The organism is Sphingomonas sp. CFBP 13706 (genome assembly GCF_014842355.1).
Taxonomy (GTDB): Bacteria; Pseudomonadota; Alphaproteobacteria; order Sphingomonadales; family Sphingomonadaceae; genus Sphingomonas; species Sphingomonas aerolata.
The window spans coordinates 569,648-585,369 of sequence record NZ_JACYVM010000001.1 but is presented as its reverse complement, the minus strand read 5'-3'; the positions used below and the strand labels follow the sequence as shown (position 1 = coordinate 585,369).

The following is a 15,722-nucleotide window of genomic DNA, read 5'->3' as shown; positions in this document are numbered from 1 at the left end:
GTCCAGACACAAGCCGTTGATTGGCCAGCGTCCTGAAAGCAGGTCCCGAGCCGCCGCAAAGTTTGCCAGTGTTTCAGCCGATCTAGTAGCATCGACCCGTTTTGGACGGAAATACCAATATAATCCTTGGCGTCGGTCTGGTTGCCGCGCGGCTGTGCTTTGGCTATCCTCCCGCGCCAGGACAGGGTGTGGCGCGCTTCGGGCTGCCAGTCAAAGGGGGGTACATGGCGTTTTCCGATGATATCGGACGCTTTCGCAAGGGCAATCCGTCGCCGCTCTATCTTCAGTTGCAGGATCTGATCCGCAACGCGATCGGCGAGAAGCTGCTCGTCCAGGGCAATGCGATCCCCGCCGAACGCGATCTGGCGATCGAATATGACGTCTCGCGCATCACCGTGCGCAAGGCGATCGGCGGGCTCGTCGAGGAAGGGCTGCTGACCCGGCGTCGGGGTGCGGGCACGTTCGTCGCCGGTCGCGTCGAGAAGAGCTTCTCGAAACTGTCGTCGTTCAGCGAGGACATGGCGGCACGCGGCCGGACATCGAGCAGCACCTGGATCTCGCGATCGGCCGGCCAGGTGAACCCCGAAGAGGCGATGGCGCTCGGCCTCTCGCCGGGGGCGCCGGTGTTCCGCTTCAACCGCATCCGCTATGCCGACGAGGAGGCTATGGCGCTCGAATTCTCGACCATCGCGGGCTATTGCCTGACCTCGGTCGATGGCGTGACGGACTCGCTCTATGCCGCGCTCGAAGCGGCGGGGAGCCGACCGGTGCGCGCGCTGCAGCGGCTCCGTGCGGTGCCGTTCGGGGGCGAGCATGCGCGGATGCTGGGGGTCGATGCCGGTCATGCCGGGCTACTGATCGAACGCCGCGGCTTCCTGCGCGACGGACGCGCGGCGGAATTCACGCGCTCCTATTACCGCGGTGACGCCTATGACTTCGTCGCCGAACTGGCCGACATCTGATCCGTCACACCGAAAGACTGCCATGAACCGACGCCAGCTCCTCATCGGCACGGCAGGCGCCGGTGTCGGCGTCGTCGTCCGCCCGACCGACGCCTTTGCCGCTGCCGGGGCTGGCCCGGGCCGGCAGAAGGGCGAGGCCGGCGCGTTGCCGATGCCCGCGCCGTCGCGGACCCTGCCGCCTGCGATGCATGTTCAGGACCCGTCCTGCACCCGGATCGAACGCGGTTGGGTGTTTCATGAAGGCGATGTCGCGACGCCCGCGCCCGAGGGGCATAATGCGACCTATCTGAGCGTGAAGGCGGGCAACGCGCTCGGCGCCGCGGCCATGGCGTTCGACGATTCGGACTGGACGCCGGTCCGGTTGCCGCACGACTGGGCGTCCGCGCAGCCGTTCGAGCGCGATGCGAATATCTCGCAGGGCTATCGCCGGCGCGGCATCGGCTGGTACCGGCGGACGCTGCGGCTGGAGGCGGACGATCGCGGCAAGACGATCGCGCTGCGGTTCGACGGGATCGCGAGCAACGCGACGATCTGGGTCAATGGCAGCGTCGTCGCGCACAACTGGTCCGCCTATAACAGCGTCGAGATCGACCTGACCCCGTTCGCGCGGTTCGGCGACGACCTGAACATGATCGTCGTGCGCGTCGACGCGACTGCGATGGAAGGCTGGTGGTATGAAGGCGCCGGCCTGTACCGCCACGTCTGGCTGATACGGCGGGCGCCGGTCGCGATCGTCACCGACGGCGTGCACTGCGATCCGCGACGCGACCCGGCGGGGGGCTGGCATGTGCCGGTCGCGGTGACGATCGGCAGCATCGCCCGCGCGGAGATCGGCGTGACGATCGAGACGATCCTGCTCGACCCGGACGGCAAGCCGGTCACGACGGCACGCGCGGCGGCGAGCGTCGCGCCGCTCGATCCGGTGGTGACGACGCTGACGATGCCGGTGACGGCGCCCCGCTTGTGGTCGATCGAGACCCCGACGCTTTACACCGTCGTCACGCGCGTAATGCGCGACGGCAACGTGGCCGACGAACGTCGGTCACGCGTAGGGTTCCGGACGATCCGCTTCGATGCCGACAGGGGCTTCTTCCTTAACGCTCGACCGGTGAAGCTGAAGGGCGTGTGCCTGCATCAGGATCATGCGGGCGTCGGCACCGCGATCCCCGACGCGCTGGTCCGCTGGCGGCTCGAACGGCTGAAGGCGATGGGGTGCAATGCGATCCGCTGTTCGCACAATGCCCCGGCGGCGGAACTGCTCGACCTGTGCGACGAGATGGGGTTCGTCGTGATGGACGAGAACCGCCAGTTCAATCCCGCGCCCGACTATATGGCGCAGCTCGAATGGATGGTGCGGCGCGATCGCAACCATCCGAGCGTGATCCTGTGGTCGGTATTCAACGAGGAGCCGATGCAGGGCACGGAGGCCGGCGTCGAGATGCTCCGGCGGATGGTCCAAGCGACGCACGCGCTCGACGACAGTCGGCCGGTGACCGCGGCGATGAACGGCGCCTTTTTCGATCCCGTCAACGTCTCGAGCGAAATCGATGTGACGGGGTTCAATTACTATCAGGGCGATTATGATCGCTTTCACCAGCTCAACCCGACCAAGCCGATCACGAGTTCGGAGGATACGAGCGCCTATGAGACGCGTGGGGCCTTTGCCAGCGATCCGGCGCGGCATGTCCAGTCGTCCTATGACGTCGAGGCGGCGAGCTGGGGGGATACGCATCGCGGCACCTGGAAGAAGATCGCCGAGCGGCCGTTCGTCGCGGGCGGCTTCGTGTGGACGGGGTTCGACTATCATGGCGAGCCGACCCCGCATGAATGGCCGACGATCTCGAGCTTTTTCGGCATTCTCGACCTGTGCGGTTTTCCCAAGACCGCGTTCGACATCCACCGCGCGCACTGGGTCGATGCCGCGCCGGTGGTGAGCATCACCCCGCACTGGACCTGGCCGGGGCGGGAAGGCCAGCCGGTCACGCTGCTGGTGATGAGCAATGCCGAGCGCGTCGAGGTCCGGCTGAACGGCCGGGTCGTCGGCGAGGCCGCGGTCGACCGGATCATGGGGAATGAGTTCGTCGTGCCCTATGCCCCCGGGCGGATCGAAGTGGTCGCGCGGCGCGGCGGTTCGCCGGTGGCACGCGCGGCGCATGAGACCGCCGGTCCGCCGGTCGCGCTGCGGCTGACGCCGGCGCGGACGGTGATGGCGGGTGATGGTGAGGATGCGCAGCCGGTGACGATCGACGCGGTCGATGCGGCAGGACGCCATGTGCCGACCGCCAACCTGCCGACGCGGTTCGCGGTCGAGGGGGCGGCGATCATCGGGATCGGCAATGGCGATCCGAACAGCCATGAGAGCGAGAAGGGCAATGCCCGATCACTGTTCAACGGCCTCGCGCAGGTCATCGTCCAGGCGGGCGAGGGGCGGGGGCGGATCGTGATGACCGCGACCGCGCCGGGCCTGAAGCCGGCGCGGCTGACGATCGATCGCGCGGGTCTCGCGCCGCCTGCGCAAGTTGCCGTGACGCTAGCTGCGATGGCGATCCGCGAGTGGCGTCGTTCGCTGGCGATGGCGACGCGGCCCGATCCGGCGCTGGCACCGGTCGATGGCGACAATAACAGCTGGGCGTTCGTGCGCAGCGGGACCCCGGTCGATTCGGATCGCGCGGGCCGCTGGCGGATCTACCGCACGACGGTCACGCCGTGGCGGCGGGTTGCGCAGGAGGGGGGCGTGATCCGCTTTGCGGCGATCGCCGGGCGTGCGGAGCTATGGATCGACGGCACGCGGGTCGCGGTCAAGGACGCCGCATCGGTCGGACCGTTCGAGGCGGCGGTGCCGCCGGGCGGCGGCGTGCGGACGATTGCTGTGCTGGTCGAGGCAGCGGCCGGCGTTGCGTCCGGGCTCGTCGGCGGCGTGACGCTGGAGCCGCGCGCAAGATAACCAGGGCTGTGCCGTGCCGCCCGTCCCCCGGCCGATGCCGAAGGGACGGGCGGAATAGGCGTCAGGCGGCGGTGTGGATCAGCGTCGCGAGCGTCGCGTCGGTCCCGAGCAGGTGCAACTGACCGGCGGCGGGGCGTGCGGTGGCGCGGAGCCCGAGCCGTGCGAGGCGCGGTTCGTCGATCGCCGCAGCGTCGGCCAGTTTGATCCGCACCCGACCGGGGTGGCGGCTCGCAGCGACGACATTGCCCTCGCCACCGAGTGCGGCAAAGGCCGTATCCGACAGCCGCACCGCAGGGGTGTCTGGAACGGGTGCGGCAGTCGCGGCGGGCGCAGCGCTGGCGACAACTGCCGGACCGCCCAGGGCGAGCGCATCTCGGATCTCGACCGCGACCACATCCGCAATCGGGCCGAGCACGACCTGCAGCGCGGCGTTTGACGGGCGCAGGATACCACGGGCACCGAGCGCCTTCAGGGCGGCGTCGTCGACTGCGGACTGATCAACGACAATGAGACGCAGCCGCGTGGTGCAGGCGCTGACGGTGGTCAGGTTCGCACCGCCGCCGAGCGCCTGCGCGAATGCCGCACCACGGCCGCCCGCGACGGGGGCCGCGGCGACAACGCTCGCCTCTGCTTCCCGGCCCGGGGTGGCGAGGTCGAACTTGCGGATGAAGAAGCGGAACAGCCCGTAATAGAGCGCAAAATAGACCGCGCCGACGGGGAGCAGCAGCAGCGGCCGCGTCGCCTTGCCATAGTTAAGGACATAGTCGAGCAGCCCCGCCGAGAAGCCGAAACCGAGCTTCACGCCCAGCGCGTTCATCAACGCCATCGACAGCCCGGTCAGCACCGCATGGACCGCATAGAGAAGCGGCGCGAGGAACATGAAGCTGAACTCGATCGGCTCGGTCACGCCGGTCAGCGCGGAGGTCAGCGCGAGGCTGAACAACATGCCGCCGACCGCCTTGCGGCGTTCGGGAAGTGCTGCGTGATACATGGCGAGACAGGCGGCGGGGAGGCCGAACATCATGACCGGGAAGAACCCCGCCATGAACGCGCCGGCATCGGGATCGCCCGCGAAGAAGCGCCGCAGATCGCCGGTCGTGCCGTGATAATCGCCTGCGACGAACCAGACGATGTTGTTGACCAGATGATGCAGCCCGGTGACGAGCAACAGCCGGTTGAACAGGCCGAACAGGAACAGGCCGATCGCACCGCTGCCGCTGACCGCCAGGCTGAGCTGATCGACGCCTGCGTTGAGGATGCCGAAACCCGCCCCGAAGATGACCGCGAAAACCAGCCCCGCGACCCCGCTGACGATCGGCACGAACCGACGTCCGCCGAAAAAGGCGAGATATTCCGGCAATTTGATCGCCGAGTACCGGTTGTAGAGCAGCCCGCCGGCAAGCCCGGACAGAATCCCGATCGGCACGTCGAGCCGCGCAATCGCCTTGGCCTTCCAGGCTGCGGCGACAATCTCGAGCGTCGGGGTCGCTATCCCCGCGACGACGTCGGCGGGGACGGATAGGAACACCTTGCCCGCTTCGGTCGCGACGAGGAAGCACACGACACCCGCAAGACAGGCCGCCCCGTTGCCGTCGCGTGCGAAGCCGGTCGCGACACCGATCGCGAACAACAGCCCGAGATGCGAGAAGATCGCGTCACCGGCCGCGCTCAGGAACGCGATGTCGAGCAGGTCGGGCTGGCCGAGACGCAGCAACAGGCCGGCGATCGGCAGCACCGCGATCGGCAGCATGAGCGCACGGCCGAGCGGCTGCAGGGCTTCGAGTATCGACTTCATGCGGCAAACTCCCGGGCGAGCGTTCGGACTTGGGCAGCGGAGGTGCAGGCGAGGCACGCGGTCGCGTGCGCGCGGCAGGCCTCCATGCCGAGCGTGGCGACCAGCGCCTTGATCTCCGGAATGATCGCCGGCGCGCAGGAGAGTTCGGTCACGCCGAGGCCGATCAGGATCGGCACGGCAAGTGGTTCGGAGGCCAGCCCCCCGCACACGCCGGTCCAGCGTCCATGGACCGCGCCACCCTTGCAGGTCTGCGCGATCAGGCGAAGGACGGCGGGATGGAGCCCGTCGATGCCCGACGCGACCGCCGGATTGCCGCGATCCATCGCCAGCGTATATTGGGTGAGATCGTTGGTGCCGACCGACAGGAAGTCCGCTTCGCTGGCGATCAGGTCCGCGGTCACCGCCGCGGCGGGGGTCTCGATCATGACGCCGACCGGGACGCGATCGGGCAGATCGAGCTCGGCGGCGATCCGGTCGACCGCGGCGCGGACTGCGCGCAGCTCGTCGAGGCTGGCGATCATCGGCACCATGATCCGGCACTGACCCGTGGGACGGACCGACAGGATCGCGCGGACCTGATCCTCGAGCATCTGCGGATAGGCGAGCCCGACGCGGATGCCGCGTAGGCCCAGCGCGGGGTTTTCCTCGGCATCCATCGGCAGATAGGGGGCGGGCTTGTCGCCGCCGATATCGAGCAGCCGGACGATCAGCGGGCGACCGTCGAGCGCGTCGGCGATCGCCTGATAGTCGGCGGTCTGTTCGGCAACGCTCGGCGCGGACTCGCGTTCGAGGAACAGGAATTCGGTGCGGAGAAGGCCGGAGCCCTCCGCACCGTTGTCGCGCGCGAGACGGGCATCGCCGATTGATCCGAGATTGGCGAACGCCTCGATCCGCGTCCCGTCGGCCATGCGGCAGAGTTCGCCGGCGCGCGCGAGCATGTCGGCGCGGCGCTTCTCGGCCTGCGCAAGCCGGACCTGTGCGGCGACGAGCGTGTCCGCGTCGGGATCGACGCGCATGAGCCCTTCGCTCGCCTCGAGGATGACGGGCGTGCCGTCCGCCAGCGGGGCAAGCGCGGGGCCGATCGCGACCAGAGCGGGCAGGCCGATCGTCGCGGCGAGGATGGCGACATGCGACGTCGGCCCACCGCGCGCGACGCACAGGCCGATCACCGTCGCGCGGTCGAGCGCGAGAATGTCCGATGGCAGCAGGTCGTCGGCGAGCAGGATCGTATCAGGCGGAAAGACCGGGACGGTCGTCTCAACGCCTTCGAGGACCGCCAACAGCTGGCGTTCGAGGTCGAGCATGTCGTCCGCGCGCTCGGCGAGCCGTGCATCGGAGCCGGCACGCAACGCGTCGGCAAGCGGCCGGATCGTGGCGCGCCAGCCGTGGCCCGCGCTCTTGCCCGCCGCGATCTGCGCCTGCGTCCCGTCGCGGAGCACGGGATCGTCGAGCATCGCCGCATGCGCCTCGACGATCGCCTTCTGCGCGCCTGCGCTATGGCGGGTCTGCTCGGCGAGTCGCGCGGCGAGCGTCGTGATCGCGCTCGCGAACCGCTCATTCTCGACGGCGATGCCCTGGCCCTGTTCGGGGACCGCGATCTCGGCATGGCGGAACCAGCGCGCCTTGCCGACCGCGAGGCCCGGTGCAGCGGTCACGCCGAGCAGTGCGCCGTCGATCGCCGCACGCGCCGGGCTGGCTGCTGCCGGGGCCGGGGCGGGTGCCGGAGCGGCCTCGTCCATGCCGCTGAGGATCAAAGCCGCGATCGCGTCGAGCGCGTCGGCGGCGTCGGGGCCTCGCGCACCCAGCGTGATCGGGTCGTTGTACCGCACCCCGAGCGCGAGCAGCCCGATCGGGCTGAGGATGCTGGACGTGTTCGCGTCGCGCGTGACCGTGACGTCGGCGGTATAGCGTTTCGCGAGCGCCCCGAGCCGCGCGGCGGGGCGCGCGTGGATCCCGTGCGCAAGTGGCACGGTGATCGTCCGCGTCAGGATGTCGCCCGCGTCCGCGCCACCTGCGACTGCGTCGGGCCGGATGTCGGCAATCGGTTCGATCGTCATCAGCAGGTCGCCGAGCGCGACCTGCCGGTCTGTCGTGCACTGCGTGATGGCGAACCGGTCGGGGTTTACGACGATGATCGGCGTGACGACGGCGCGTGCCTCGCGGACGAGCAGGTCTAGATCGAAGCGGATCAGCGGCGCACCCGTGACGACCCTGTCGCCGACCGCGACGCAGGGCGAGAAACCGCGACCACCGAGCGCGACGGTATCGAGCCCGATATGGATCAGGATCTCCGCGCCTTCCGCGGTGCGCAACGTGATCGCATGGCCGCTGTCGAGCAGCGTCAGCACGGTCGCGTCACAGGGCGCGTAGAGCCCGTCGCCCGTCGGATCGATCGCGACGCCGTCCCCCAGCATGCGGTCGGCGAAGACCGCGTCGGGGACCTGATCGATGGGCAGCGCCCAACCCTGCATCGGCGCGCTCAGGAGGATGGGAGCCATGGGATCGTCCTTGGTGCCGTAAGGGGAGGTAAAGCGGGGCGCGGTCAGGCGGACGGAACGCCGCCGAACCAGGTGCCCAGGGGGTGGAGATCGTGCGTCAGCCGCACCCAGTCGGCGCGCTGCCCGGGGGCAAGCGCCCCGCGCGTGTCCGACAGGCCGAGAAACGCGGCCGGATAGGTCGACGCCATCGCTGCGGCAACCTCGGGCGCGAGGTCGAGCCGTGCGACCGCATTGCGAACAGCACCGGTCATGTCGAGGTCCGACCCTGCCAGCGTCCCGTCCGCGCCGACGCAGCGGCCATCCTCGACATGGATCGGCCGCCCCTGGATCGTGAAGGACTTATCCGCCGCGCCGACACAGGGCATCGCGTCGGAGACGAGCATGAACCGGTCATGCGGGCGGCTGCGCAATGCGATCCGCAACGCGGCGTCGTCGACGTGAAAGCCGTCGACGATGATCCCGCAATAGACCGACTGGTCGTCGAGCGCTGCGCCGACCACGCCGGGCGCGCGGTGGATCAGCGGCGACATCGCGTTGAACAGATGGGTGACGCCGGTGATGCCCGCAGCGATGCCCGCGGCGGCGGTTGCATAGCTCGCATCGCTGTGACCGATGCTGACCAGCACCCCGGCGGCGGTGAGCGCGGCGATCTGATCGGCGGTGACGCGTTCGGGCGCGAGCGTCAGCATGACGCGGCCGCGGCGGGGACGCGTCATCAATTCCATCAGATCGTCGTCGAGATCCTGGAAGCGCGACGCATCATGGATGCCCTTGCGGGCCGCGCTGATGACCGGGCCCTCGACATGAATGCCGACCACGCCCGGAAAGCCGGCGTCGATCGCGGCGTCGACCGCATCGAGCGCGCGCGCGATCACGTCGGGCGTGTCGCTGATCAGCGTGACCATGAAGGCAGTCGTGCCGTAGCGGGCATGCGCCGCACCGATGGCGGCGATCCCCTCGACCGTGGTGGCATCGTTGAACAGCACGCCGCCGCCGCCATTGACCTGCGTGTCGACGAAGCCGGGCATGATCCAGCCCCCGTCGAGGTCGATCGTCTCCACGACGGTGTCCGCGGCAGACGCCGCGTCGAGGCTGACGATCCGGCCGTCTTCGACGACCAGCGTCGCGTCGGTGAGGACAGCGGCCGGCGTGACGATATGGCCGTTGGAAAACCGGAAAGTCGTCATAGCGTGCGCGTGACCTTGGCAAGATGCGAGGGCGCGTCGGGATCGAACCCGCGCGCCACGGAAAGGGCGTTGACGAGCTTGTAGAAGCTCTGGATCATGAGGACCGGCTCGATCGCCGGATGCGCGGTGAGCGCGGGCAGCGTCGCGTCGCCGGCCTGCGCGTCGCGTGCGGCATCGGCCAGCAGGACGCAGGCGCCGCGCCCCGCAAATTCGGCCGCGGCATCGCGCACGCCGTCGCCGGCCGCGTCGGACGTCGCCAGCGCGAGCAGGGGAAAACCGTCCTCGACGAGCTGCATCGGGCCGTGGCGCACCTCGGCCGAGCTGAAGCTTTCGGCGTGAAGCGCGCAGGTTTCCTTCATCTTCAGCGCCGCCTCGTTGGCGATGCCGAAGCCCGGGCCGCGCGCGATGACGAAGAGATTGGTGGCAGTGCGCAACGGTGCGATCGCGCTGGACCAGTCGAGCGCCCAGGCGCGCTCCAGATCAGCGGGAAGTGCCGCCACCGCGTCGCGCAATGCATCGTCGTCGGCCCATTCCGCTGTGAGTGCCGCCAGCGCCGCCAGCGCACAGATATAGGATTTGGTCGCGGCGACCGAGCGCTCTGGGCCGGCCTTGAGCGCGATCAGCGTGTCGGCGGCGGCGGCGAGCGGCGAGGTCTCGTCATTGACCAGCGCGACGACATGCGCGCCGCCCGCCTTCATCGCGGCGACCGTCGCGAGCAGATCGGGGCTGCGGCCGCTTTGCGAGATGGCGATGCACAGGGTCGTCTGCGCGGAAAGCTCTGCGTCGTACAACGACACGACCGAGGGGGCGGCGGCCGCGACCGGGATACCGGTCTTCGTCCAGATCAGGTATTTGCCGTAAACCGCGGCGTGATCGGACGATCCGCGCGCGCAGGTGGCGACGACCGCGGGCGGTGCGGCCCGCAGCTTTGCGCCGAGCGTCGCGAAGGCTTCGGCATTGGCCGCGAGCAACCGGGCAACCGCGGCACCCGATTCCGCCGCTTCGCTGAACATCAGCGTGGCTTCCGGGTCGCGTGCCGCCAAGGGGGCGGGGGGGGCGTTGGTCATGACAGCTCGCTCTCAGGATCTTGCACGGTGACCGTATGGCGGCCTTCGTCGTTGGATTGTGCCAAGCGTAAGTTATAGATTGGTCTTATTCAAGCGTGTGTTTCTGCGTAAGCATATGCGACAGCTGGCGGATGCGGTCCGTACTGGTCGCGGTGCGGTGCGGCCCGGCGAAACCGAATCGCACGTCCACCGGGTCGGCACCGCCGGCGATCGGCTGACGGCACGACGCGTGGACTTCGGTGATGCCGGTGCGCAGCAGTGCAGGCAGTGATTGCGGGGACACGCCGCTACCCGCGAGGATGATGATGCGTCCGGCGGCTTGGCGATGCAGGTCGGCCACCACCTGGACCCCGTCGATCGCCTTGGGCGTCCCACCCGAAGTGAGGACCCGGTCGAAGCCGAGTTCGATCGCGGTGTCGAGCGCGGCGCCAAGATCGGAACACACGTCGAAGGCGCGGTGCAGCGTCAGCGAAAGCGGCCTGCCGCGCTCGCTGCCGAGCGTCCGTGCGTGCGCGATCAGCTTGGCCAGAGTTGCCGCGTCGAGCCGGTGGTCGGCCAGGGTTGCGCCGATCACGATACCCGCAAGCCCGGCGTGCGCAGCGGTGACGATATCGTCGGCGATCAGCGCGATTTCGCGCGGGGTGTAGGCGAAACCGCCCTCACGCGGGCGTACGAGCAAGTGCGCGGGGAGGGGCGCCTGCGCCGCCGCGCGGATCAGCGACGCAGGCGGCGTCAAGCCACCGACTGCGAGCGCGGCGCACAGCTCGATCCGGTCGGCGCCGCCCTCCACCGCGGCATTAATGCCGTCGAGATCCTCGACACAGACTTCGAGCGTCATGGCGTCGCGCATCATGCGGTCAGCTCGCGAACAAGGCGCGCGCTTTCAGCACCGTGGTGCTGCCGCGCGCGTCGGTGACGGCGTAGGTAAAGCCCGGCAACAGGCAGAAGGCCCCGACCGCGCCCTTTGTATCGAGCGCGAGGAAGCCGACCTGCACGCCGCGTATCGCGTCGCCGCGCAGCCGCGCGATGTGGCGGACCACCTCTTCGCAGGCCTGTTGCGGTGACGCGCCCGCGCGCATCGATGCGACGACGCGCGCCGACCCTGCGACACGCGTGACCTCCTCGCCCAGCCCGGTCGAGGTCGCGCCGCCGACCCCGGCCTCGACATAGAGTCCCGATCCGACCTGTGGCGAATCGCCGACCCGGCCGCGCATCTTGAACGCCATGCCCGATGTGGTGCAGGCGCCCGCCATCCGCCCCGTCGGGTCGCGCATCAGCAGGCCGATCGTGTCATGGTCGAGCGCGCCACCGGGCGTCCGCGTGATGCGGTTCTCGCTATTGGCCTCGGGACGATAATCCGCGGTCTTAAGCCAATCGCGCCACGCCTTTTCCGCCTCGGGCGTCAGCAACGACTGTTGCTTAAAGCCCTGGTCACGCGCGAACCGCGTCGCGCCTTCGCCGACGAGCATGGTGTGCGGTGTCCGCTCCATCACCCGCCGCGCGACGGAGATCGCGTGCATCGTGTTCTCGAGCGCTGCGACTGCGCCGACGCCACCTGCATCATCCATGATGACCGCATCGAGCGTGACATGGCCGTCGCGGTCGGGATAGCCCGAATAGCCGACGCTGTGATTGTCCGGATCGGCTTCGGGGACCATCGCGCCTGCCTCGACCGAATCGATCAGCGATCCGCCGGCGCGTCTGCGGGCAAAGGCCGCGGCATTGGCTGCAGCACCGAAATCCCAGGTCGACACGATCAGCGCGGGCGCTGCGCCGCCGGTTGCAGCGCGCGCGCGGGCGATCGGCGCAACAAAGGGCAGGGCCGCTCCAATCCCACCAAACGCGGTCAGCAACGATCGTCTCGTCTTCATCAGCAGCCCCCTGTTGTCACCCTGGCGCCCAGTCGTATCGCAAGTCACGGCGGTCGACCAGTCGTATGGCCATTTTACAACATCCGGTCCGAAACGTTACACAGTGGTCTTACTAAGGTATTGACTGAGACCCGATTATGACCAAAACCTTACGAAGGAGACGGGGGCAGGCGACAACGCTGGCCCAAACAAGGGTTTTTAGTATGAACGTGCGTAATTCGGCGTCTTATATGGCGCTTGCGGGGGCACTGATGGTGTCCGCGACCCCGGCGATTGGACAGGTCACGCCGGCACAGGCCGAGGCTACCACGCCCGCGGAGGCCAAAGTCGAGGCGGATGCGGCGACCGCGACCAGCGCCGTCGACGCGCCGCCTGCCGAAGACCGCGCTGGCGGGGGCGACATCGTCGTGACCGGATCGCGCATCCAGCGTCCGAACATGACCTCCGCCGCACCGATCACCTCGGTTACCTCGCAGGACATCCGCGCCCAGGCTGCAGTCAATGTCGAGGACGTGCTCAACCGCCTCCCGCAGGTCGCGCCCGACAGCCAGCAGACCTATAATGATTCGGACGGCCGGCAGCGGATCAAGCTGCGCAGCCTCGGGTTCGAGCGGACGCTCGTTCTGATCGACGGCAAGCGCCTCGGCACGCAGAACGGACAGGACGTGGGCATCATCCCGCCGTCGCTGCTGGAGCGCGTCGACGTCCTCACCGGTGGTGCGTCGTCGGTCTACGGGTCCGATGCCGTCGCCGGCGTCGTCAACTTCGTCCTGAAGAAGGATTTCGAAGGCATCCAGCTCGACGGCAACTATAACTTCTACAACCACAACAACAAGGACACGGTCGTCTCGTCGCTGGCACGCGCAGCCGGCTTCAACAGCCCGCGCGGCCTGACCAACGATGGCGGCCGCGCCGACGTCACGCTGACCGCGGGCAAGAAGTTCTTCGACGGTGCGCTGCGGATCAACGGCTTCGTCAACTACAAGCATACCGACGAGGTCCTGCTGTCCGAGCGGTCGAACTCGGGCTGCTACCTTACGCAGACGAGCCTCAACGCGCCGATCTCGTGCGGCCTGACGCCGAGCAGCTCGACGAGCGGCCTGATTTCGCCGCTGGACAGCAAGGGCGTCGCGACGGGGCAGTATGTCAACAACCCCAATGGCACGCGCACCTTCGTGCCGTTCGGCACCGGCGCGGGCAACGCGTCGAACTATTTCAGCAACTATGCCTATCAGCGCCCGTCCGAGCGCGTGAACGCGGGTGGCTTCGTCAGCCTCGACGTCGCGCCGGACGCCGAAGTCTATGCATCGGGCATCTGGTTCCGCGACAAGTCGTACAACAACTACCCGGCGATCGCGGGCGGCAACGTCCAGGTGAACTGCAACAATCCGTTCCTGTCGGCTTCGCAGGCCAGCACGATCTGCGGTGCGGCAGCGGGTACCGCGGCGTTTGCGCCGATCGACATCCGCTATCGCCTCGGCGAGGGCAACGACCAGCCGGACAGCTATCTCAACACCGGTCTGCGCCTGACCGGCGGTCTGCGCGGCAAGGCCGGCGATGCATGGACCTATGACATCGGCGGCGTCTATGCGCGCAACAAGCAGGACTACACGCCGAGCTTCGTCAACGCGGCCAATCTGCGGAATTCGCTGAACGTGGGTGGGACGCTCGCGGCACCGACCTGCGCAGGGACCACGGACGCCGCCTGCGTGCCGTTCGACGCGTTCAGCGCGGGCAACACCAATCCTGCGCTGATCGACTATCTCTACGACCGCGGCACGTCGACCACGATCGGTACGCTGTATGACGTGCAGGCGAACATCACCGGCGATCTCGGCAAGTACGGCGTCACCTCGCCGTTCGCCGAGCAGGGCGTCGCAATCGCGCTCGGCACGGAATATCGCAAGGATACGCTGAAATCGACCGCCGACAGCGTCTACCGCGCCGGGCTTGGTGGCAATGACACCTATCTGAAGCAGGACGTCTGGGAGGCCAATATCGAGGTCCAGGCGCCGCTGATCGAGCACAAGCCGTTCGCGGAACTGCTGCAGGCCAATGGTGGCTATCGCGTTTCGAAGTACAGCAGCAATTCGAGCAGCTTCAACACGTGGAAGATCGAGGGCATCTATGCCCCGGTCAGCGACCTGACGTTCCGCGCCTCGTTCAACAAGGCGCAGCGCGCGCCGACCGTGACAGAGATCCGGCAGGCGACCAATGTCGATTTCGCCCGTGGCGGATCGGGCACGTTCAACGATTTCTGCGCCCCGACCGTGACGACCAACGCCGCTGGCGGCGTGACCTATGGCACGCCGGTCGCCTCGCGCGAGGTCTGCCGCGCGACCGGCCTGTCGGACGCTCTGTACGGCAGCCCTACGCTGATCTGTCCTGGGGATGCGTCGACGGGGGCGACCGGATGTACGGTTCGCTCGGGCGGTTTCGAAGCCGATCCCGAAACGGCCTATACCCAGACCTATGGCCTGATCGTGAAGCCGCGCTTCGTGCCCGGGCTGGTCTTCTCGGTCGATCGCTACAAGATCAAGATCGACGATTCGCTCGGCTATAACGACTTCAGCTATTATACCGATGGCTGCCAGCGTTCGAACGGCGACGCGTTCTTCTGTCAGGGCATCGTCCGCAATCCCGGCACTGGCACGCTTTACTCGAACGCGGCCAGCAACCCGACGACCGGCTTCATCCGCCAGGGCACGACCAACTTCTACAAGTCGATCGCCCGCGGCTATGACTTCCAGGCGCAGTACACGCTCGATCTCGCCAGCGTCGGCAAGATCGACTGGAACTTCAACGGCTCGCTGACGACCTTTGCCGGCGGGCAGGACTCGCCGGTCCAGCCGACCCGCAACTGCGCAGGCTACTACGGCAATGGCTGCGGTCAGCTGATCCCGAAATGGTCGCACGGCCTGCGCGCGACCTATACGACGGTCGACAAGGGGTTCAGCGCGTCGTTCAACTGGCGCTATGTCGGTTCGCTGACGAATGCTGACAATTCGGGTGATCCGGCGATCGGCGGCACGCCCGAGCGCGAGCGGACCAGCTATTTCCGCGTCTCGCCGAAGAGCTATTTCGATCTCGCGCTCAACTTTGCGATCGACAAGGCGTTCTCGCTGCGCCTGATCGCGAACAACCTGCTCGACAAGAGCGCGCCGATCGTCCCCGATTCCTACAATGTCGCGCTGGCACGGACCAACACGATCCCGCAGCGCTACGACTCGCTTGGTCGCAACCTGGCGGTTGGTGCTACCGTCCGGTTCTGATCCCGTACCCCCACCTCAAGGCCCGCCGGAAACGGCGGGCCTTTTTTTATGCGCGCGTTCGGGGATGGAGAGGCGGGTTCGTGCTTGCGGGCGTGGATCGCATGGTCTAGCGAAACCGCCGCTGCC

General features: G+C 68.0%; 9 protein-coding genes. 3 read left to right on the top strand and 6 right to left on the bottom strand.

Going from position 1 to position 15,722, the window contains the following annotated elements; translation table 11 throughout:
• Nucleotides 1-224 precede the first annotated feature (224 nt).
• Both IFS44_RS02550 and galA read left to right on the top strand, forming a co-directional pair.
• Entirely contained in the window at nucleotides 225-962 is a 738-nt protein-coding gene (locus IFS44_RS02550; protein ID WP_031396151.1) for a GntR family transcriptional regulator, read from the top strand.
• 22 nt (nucleotides 963-984) lie between these two features.
• On the top strand, nucleotides 985-3,906 hold the full coding sequence (gene galA / locus IFS44_RS02545) for a beta-galactosidase GalA (RefSeq protein ID WP_192097370.1): 2,922 nt from the start codon (nucleotides 985-987) through the stop codon (nucleotides 3,904-3,906).
• A gap of 61 nt (nucleotides 3,907-3,967) precedes the next feature.
• Here the strand turns inward: galA and nagE are convergent, their stop codons facing one another.
• The 6 genes from nagE to IFS44_RS02515 form a co-directional block, all read right to left on the bottom strand.
• Entirely contained in the window at nucleotides 3,968-5,701 is a 1,734-nt protein-coding gene (gene nagE, locus IFS44_RS02540) for an N-acetylglucosamine-specific PTS transporter subunit IIBC (protein WP_192097369.1), read from the bottom strand.
• A complete protein-coding gene (ptsP, locus tag IFS44_RS02535; protein ID WP_192097368.1) occupies nucleotides 5,698-8,199 on the bottom strand; it encodes a phosphoenolpyruvate--protein phosphotransferase in 2,502 nt (833 codons plus the stop codon). The genes nagE and ptsP overlap by 4 nt, the downstream gene beginning before the upstream one ends.
• 44 nt (nucleotides 8,200-8,243) lie before the next feature.
• Nucleotides 8,244-9,386: an N-acetylglucosamine-6-phosphate deacetylase gene (gene nagA, locus IFS44_RS02530; RefSeq protein ID WP_192097367.1), complete on the bottom strand. Its 1,143-nt coding sequence runs from the start codon at nucleotides 9,384-9,386 to the stop codon at nucleotides 8,244-8,246.
• On the bottom strand, nucleotides 9,383-10,453 hold the full coding sequence (locus IFS44_RS02525) for an SIS domain-containing protein (protein WP_192097366.1): 1,071 nt from the start codon (nucleotides 10,451-10,453) through the stop codon (nucleotides 9,383-9,385). Before IFS44_RS02525 ends, nagA begins: the two co-directional genes overlap by 4 nt.
• An 85-nt stretch (nucleotides 10,454-10,538) precedes the next feature.
• Nucleotides 10,539-11,303: a copper homeostasis protein CutC gene (locus IFS44_RS02520; RefSeq protein ID WP_244649838.1), complete on the bottom strand. Its 765-nt coding sequence runs from the start codon at nucleotides 11,301-11,303 to the stop codon at nucleotides 10,539-10,541.
• Nucleotides 11,304-11,310: 7 nt separating this feature from the next.
• A complete protein-coding gene (locus tag IFS44_RS02515; RefSeq protein WP_192097365.1) occupies nucleotides 11,311-12,324 on the bottom strand; it encodes a N(4)-(beta-N-acetylglucosaminyl)-L-asparaginase in 1,014 nt (337 codons plus the stop codon).
• A gap of 203 nt (nucleotides 12,325-12,527) precedes the next feature.
• Here IFS44_RS02515 and IFS44_RS02510 point away from each other — a divergent pair, with 203 nt between their 5' ends.
• On the top strand, nucleotides 12,528-15,596 hold the full coding sequence (locus IFS44_RS02510; protein ID WP_031439245.1) for a TonB-dependent receptor domain-containing protein: 3,069 nt from the start codon (nucleotides 12,528-12,530) through the stop codon (nucleotides 15,594-15,596).
• Nucleotides 15,597-15,722: the final 126 nt, after the last annotated feature.

Bases quoted from the DNA above. Each gene is read 5' to 3' on its own strand.
- IFS44_RS02550 (WP_031396151.1), top strand. From the start codon at position 225: ATGGCGTTTTCCGATGATATCGGACGCTTTCGCAAGGGCAATCCGTCG.
- galA (WP_192097370.1), top strand. From the start codon at position 985: ATGAACCGACGCCAGCTCCTCATCGGCACGGCAGGCGCCGGTGTCGGC.
- nagE (WP_192097369.1), bottom strand. From the start codon at position 5,701: ATGAAGTCGATACTCGAAGCCCTGCAGCCGCTCGGCCGTGCGCTCATG.
- ptsP (WP_192097368.1), bottom strand. From the start codon at position 8,199: ATGGCTCCCATCCTCCTGAGCGCGCCGATGCAGGGTTGGGCGCTGCCC.
- nagA (WP_192097367.1), bottom strand. From the start codon at position 9,386: ATGACGACTTTCCGGTTTTCCAACGGCCATATCGTCACGCCGGCCGCT.
- IFS44_RS02525 (WP_192097366.1), bottom strand. From the start codon at position 10,453: ATGACCAACGCCCCCCCCGCCCCCTTGGCGGCACGCGACCCGGAAGCC.
- IFS44_RS02520 (WP_244649838.1), bottom strand. From the start codon at position 11,303: ATGCGCGACGCCATGACGCTCGAAGTCTGTGTCGAGGATCTCGACGGC.
- IFS44_RS02515 (WP_192097365.1), bottom strand. From the start codon at position 12,324: ATGAAGACGAGACGATCGTTGCTGACCGCGTTTGGTGGGATTGGAGCG.
- IFS44_RS02510 (WP_031439245.1), top strand. From the start codon at position 12,528: ATGAACGTGCGTAATTCGGCGTCTTATATGGCGCTTGCGGGGGCACTG.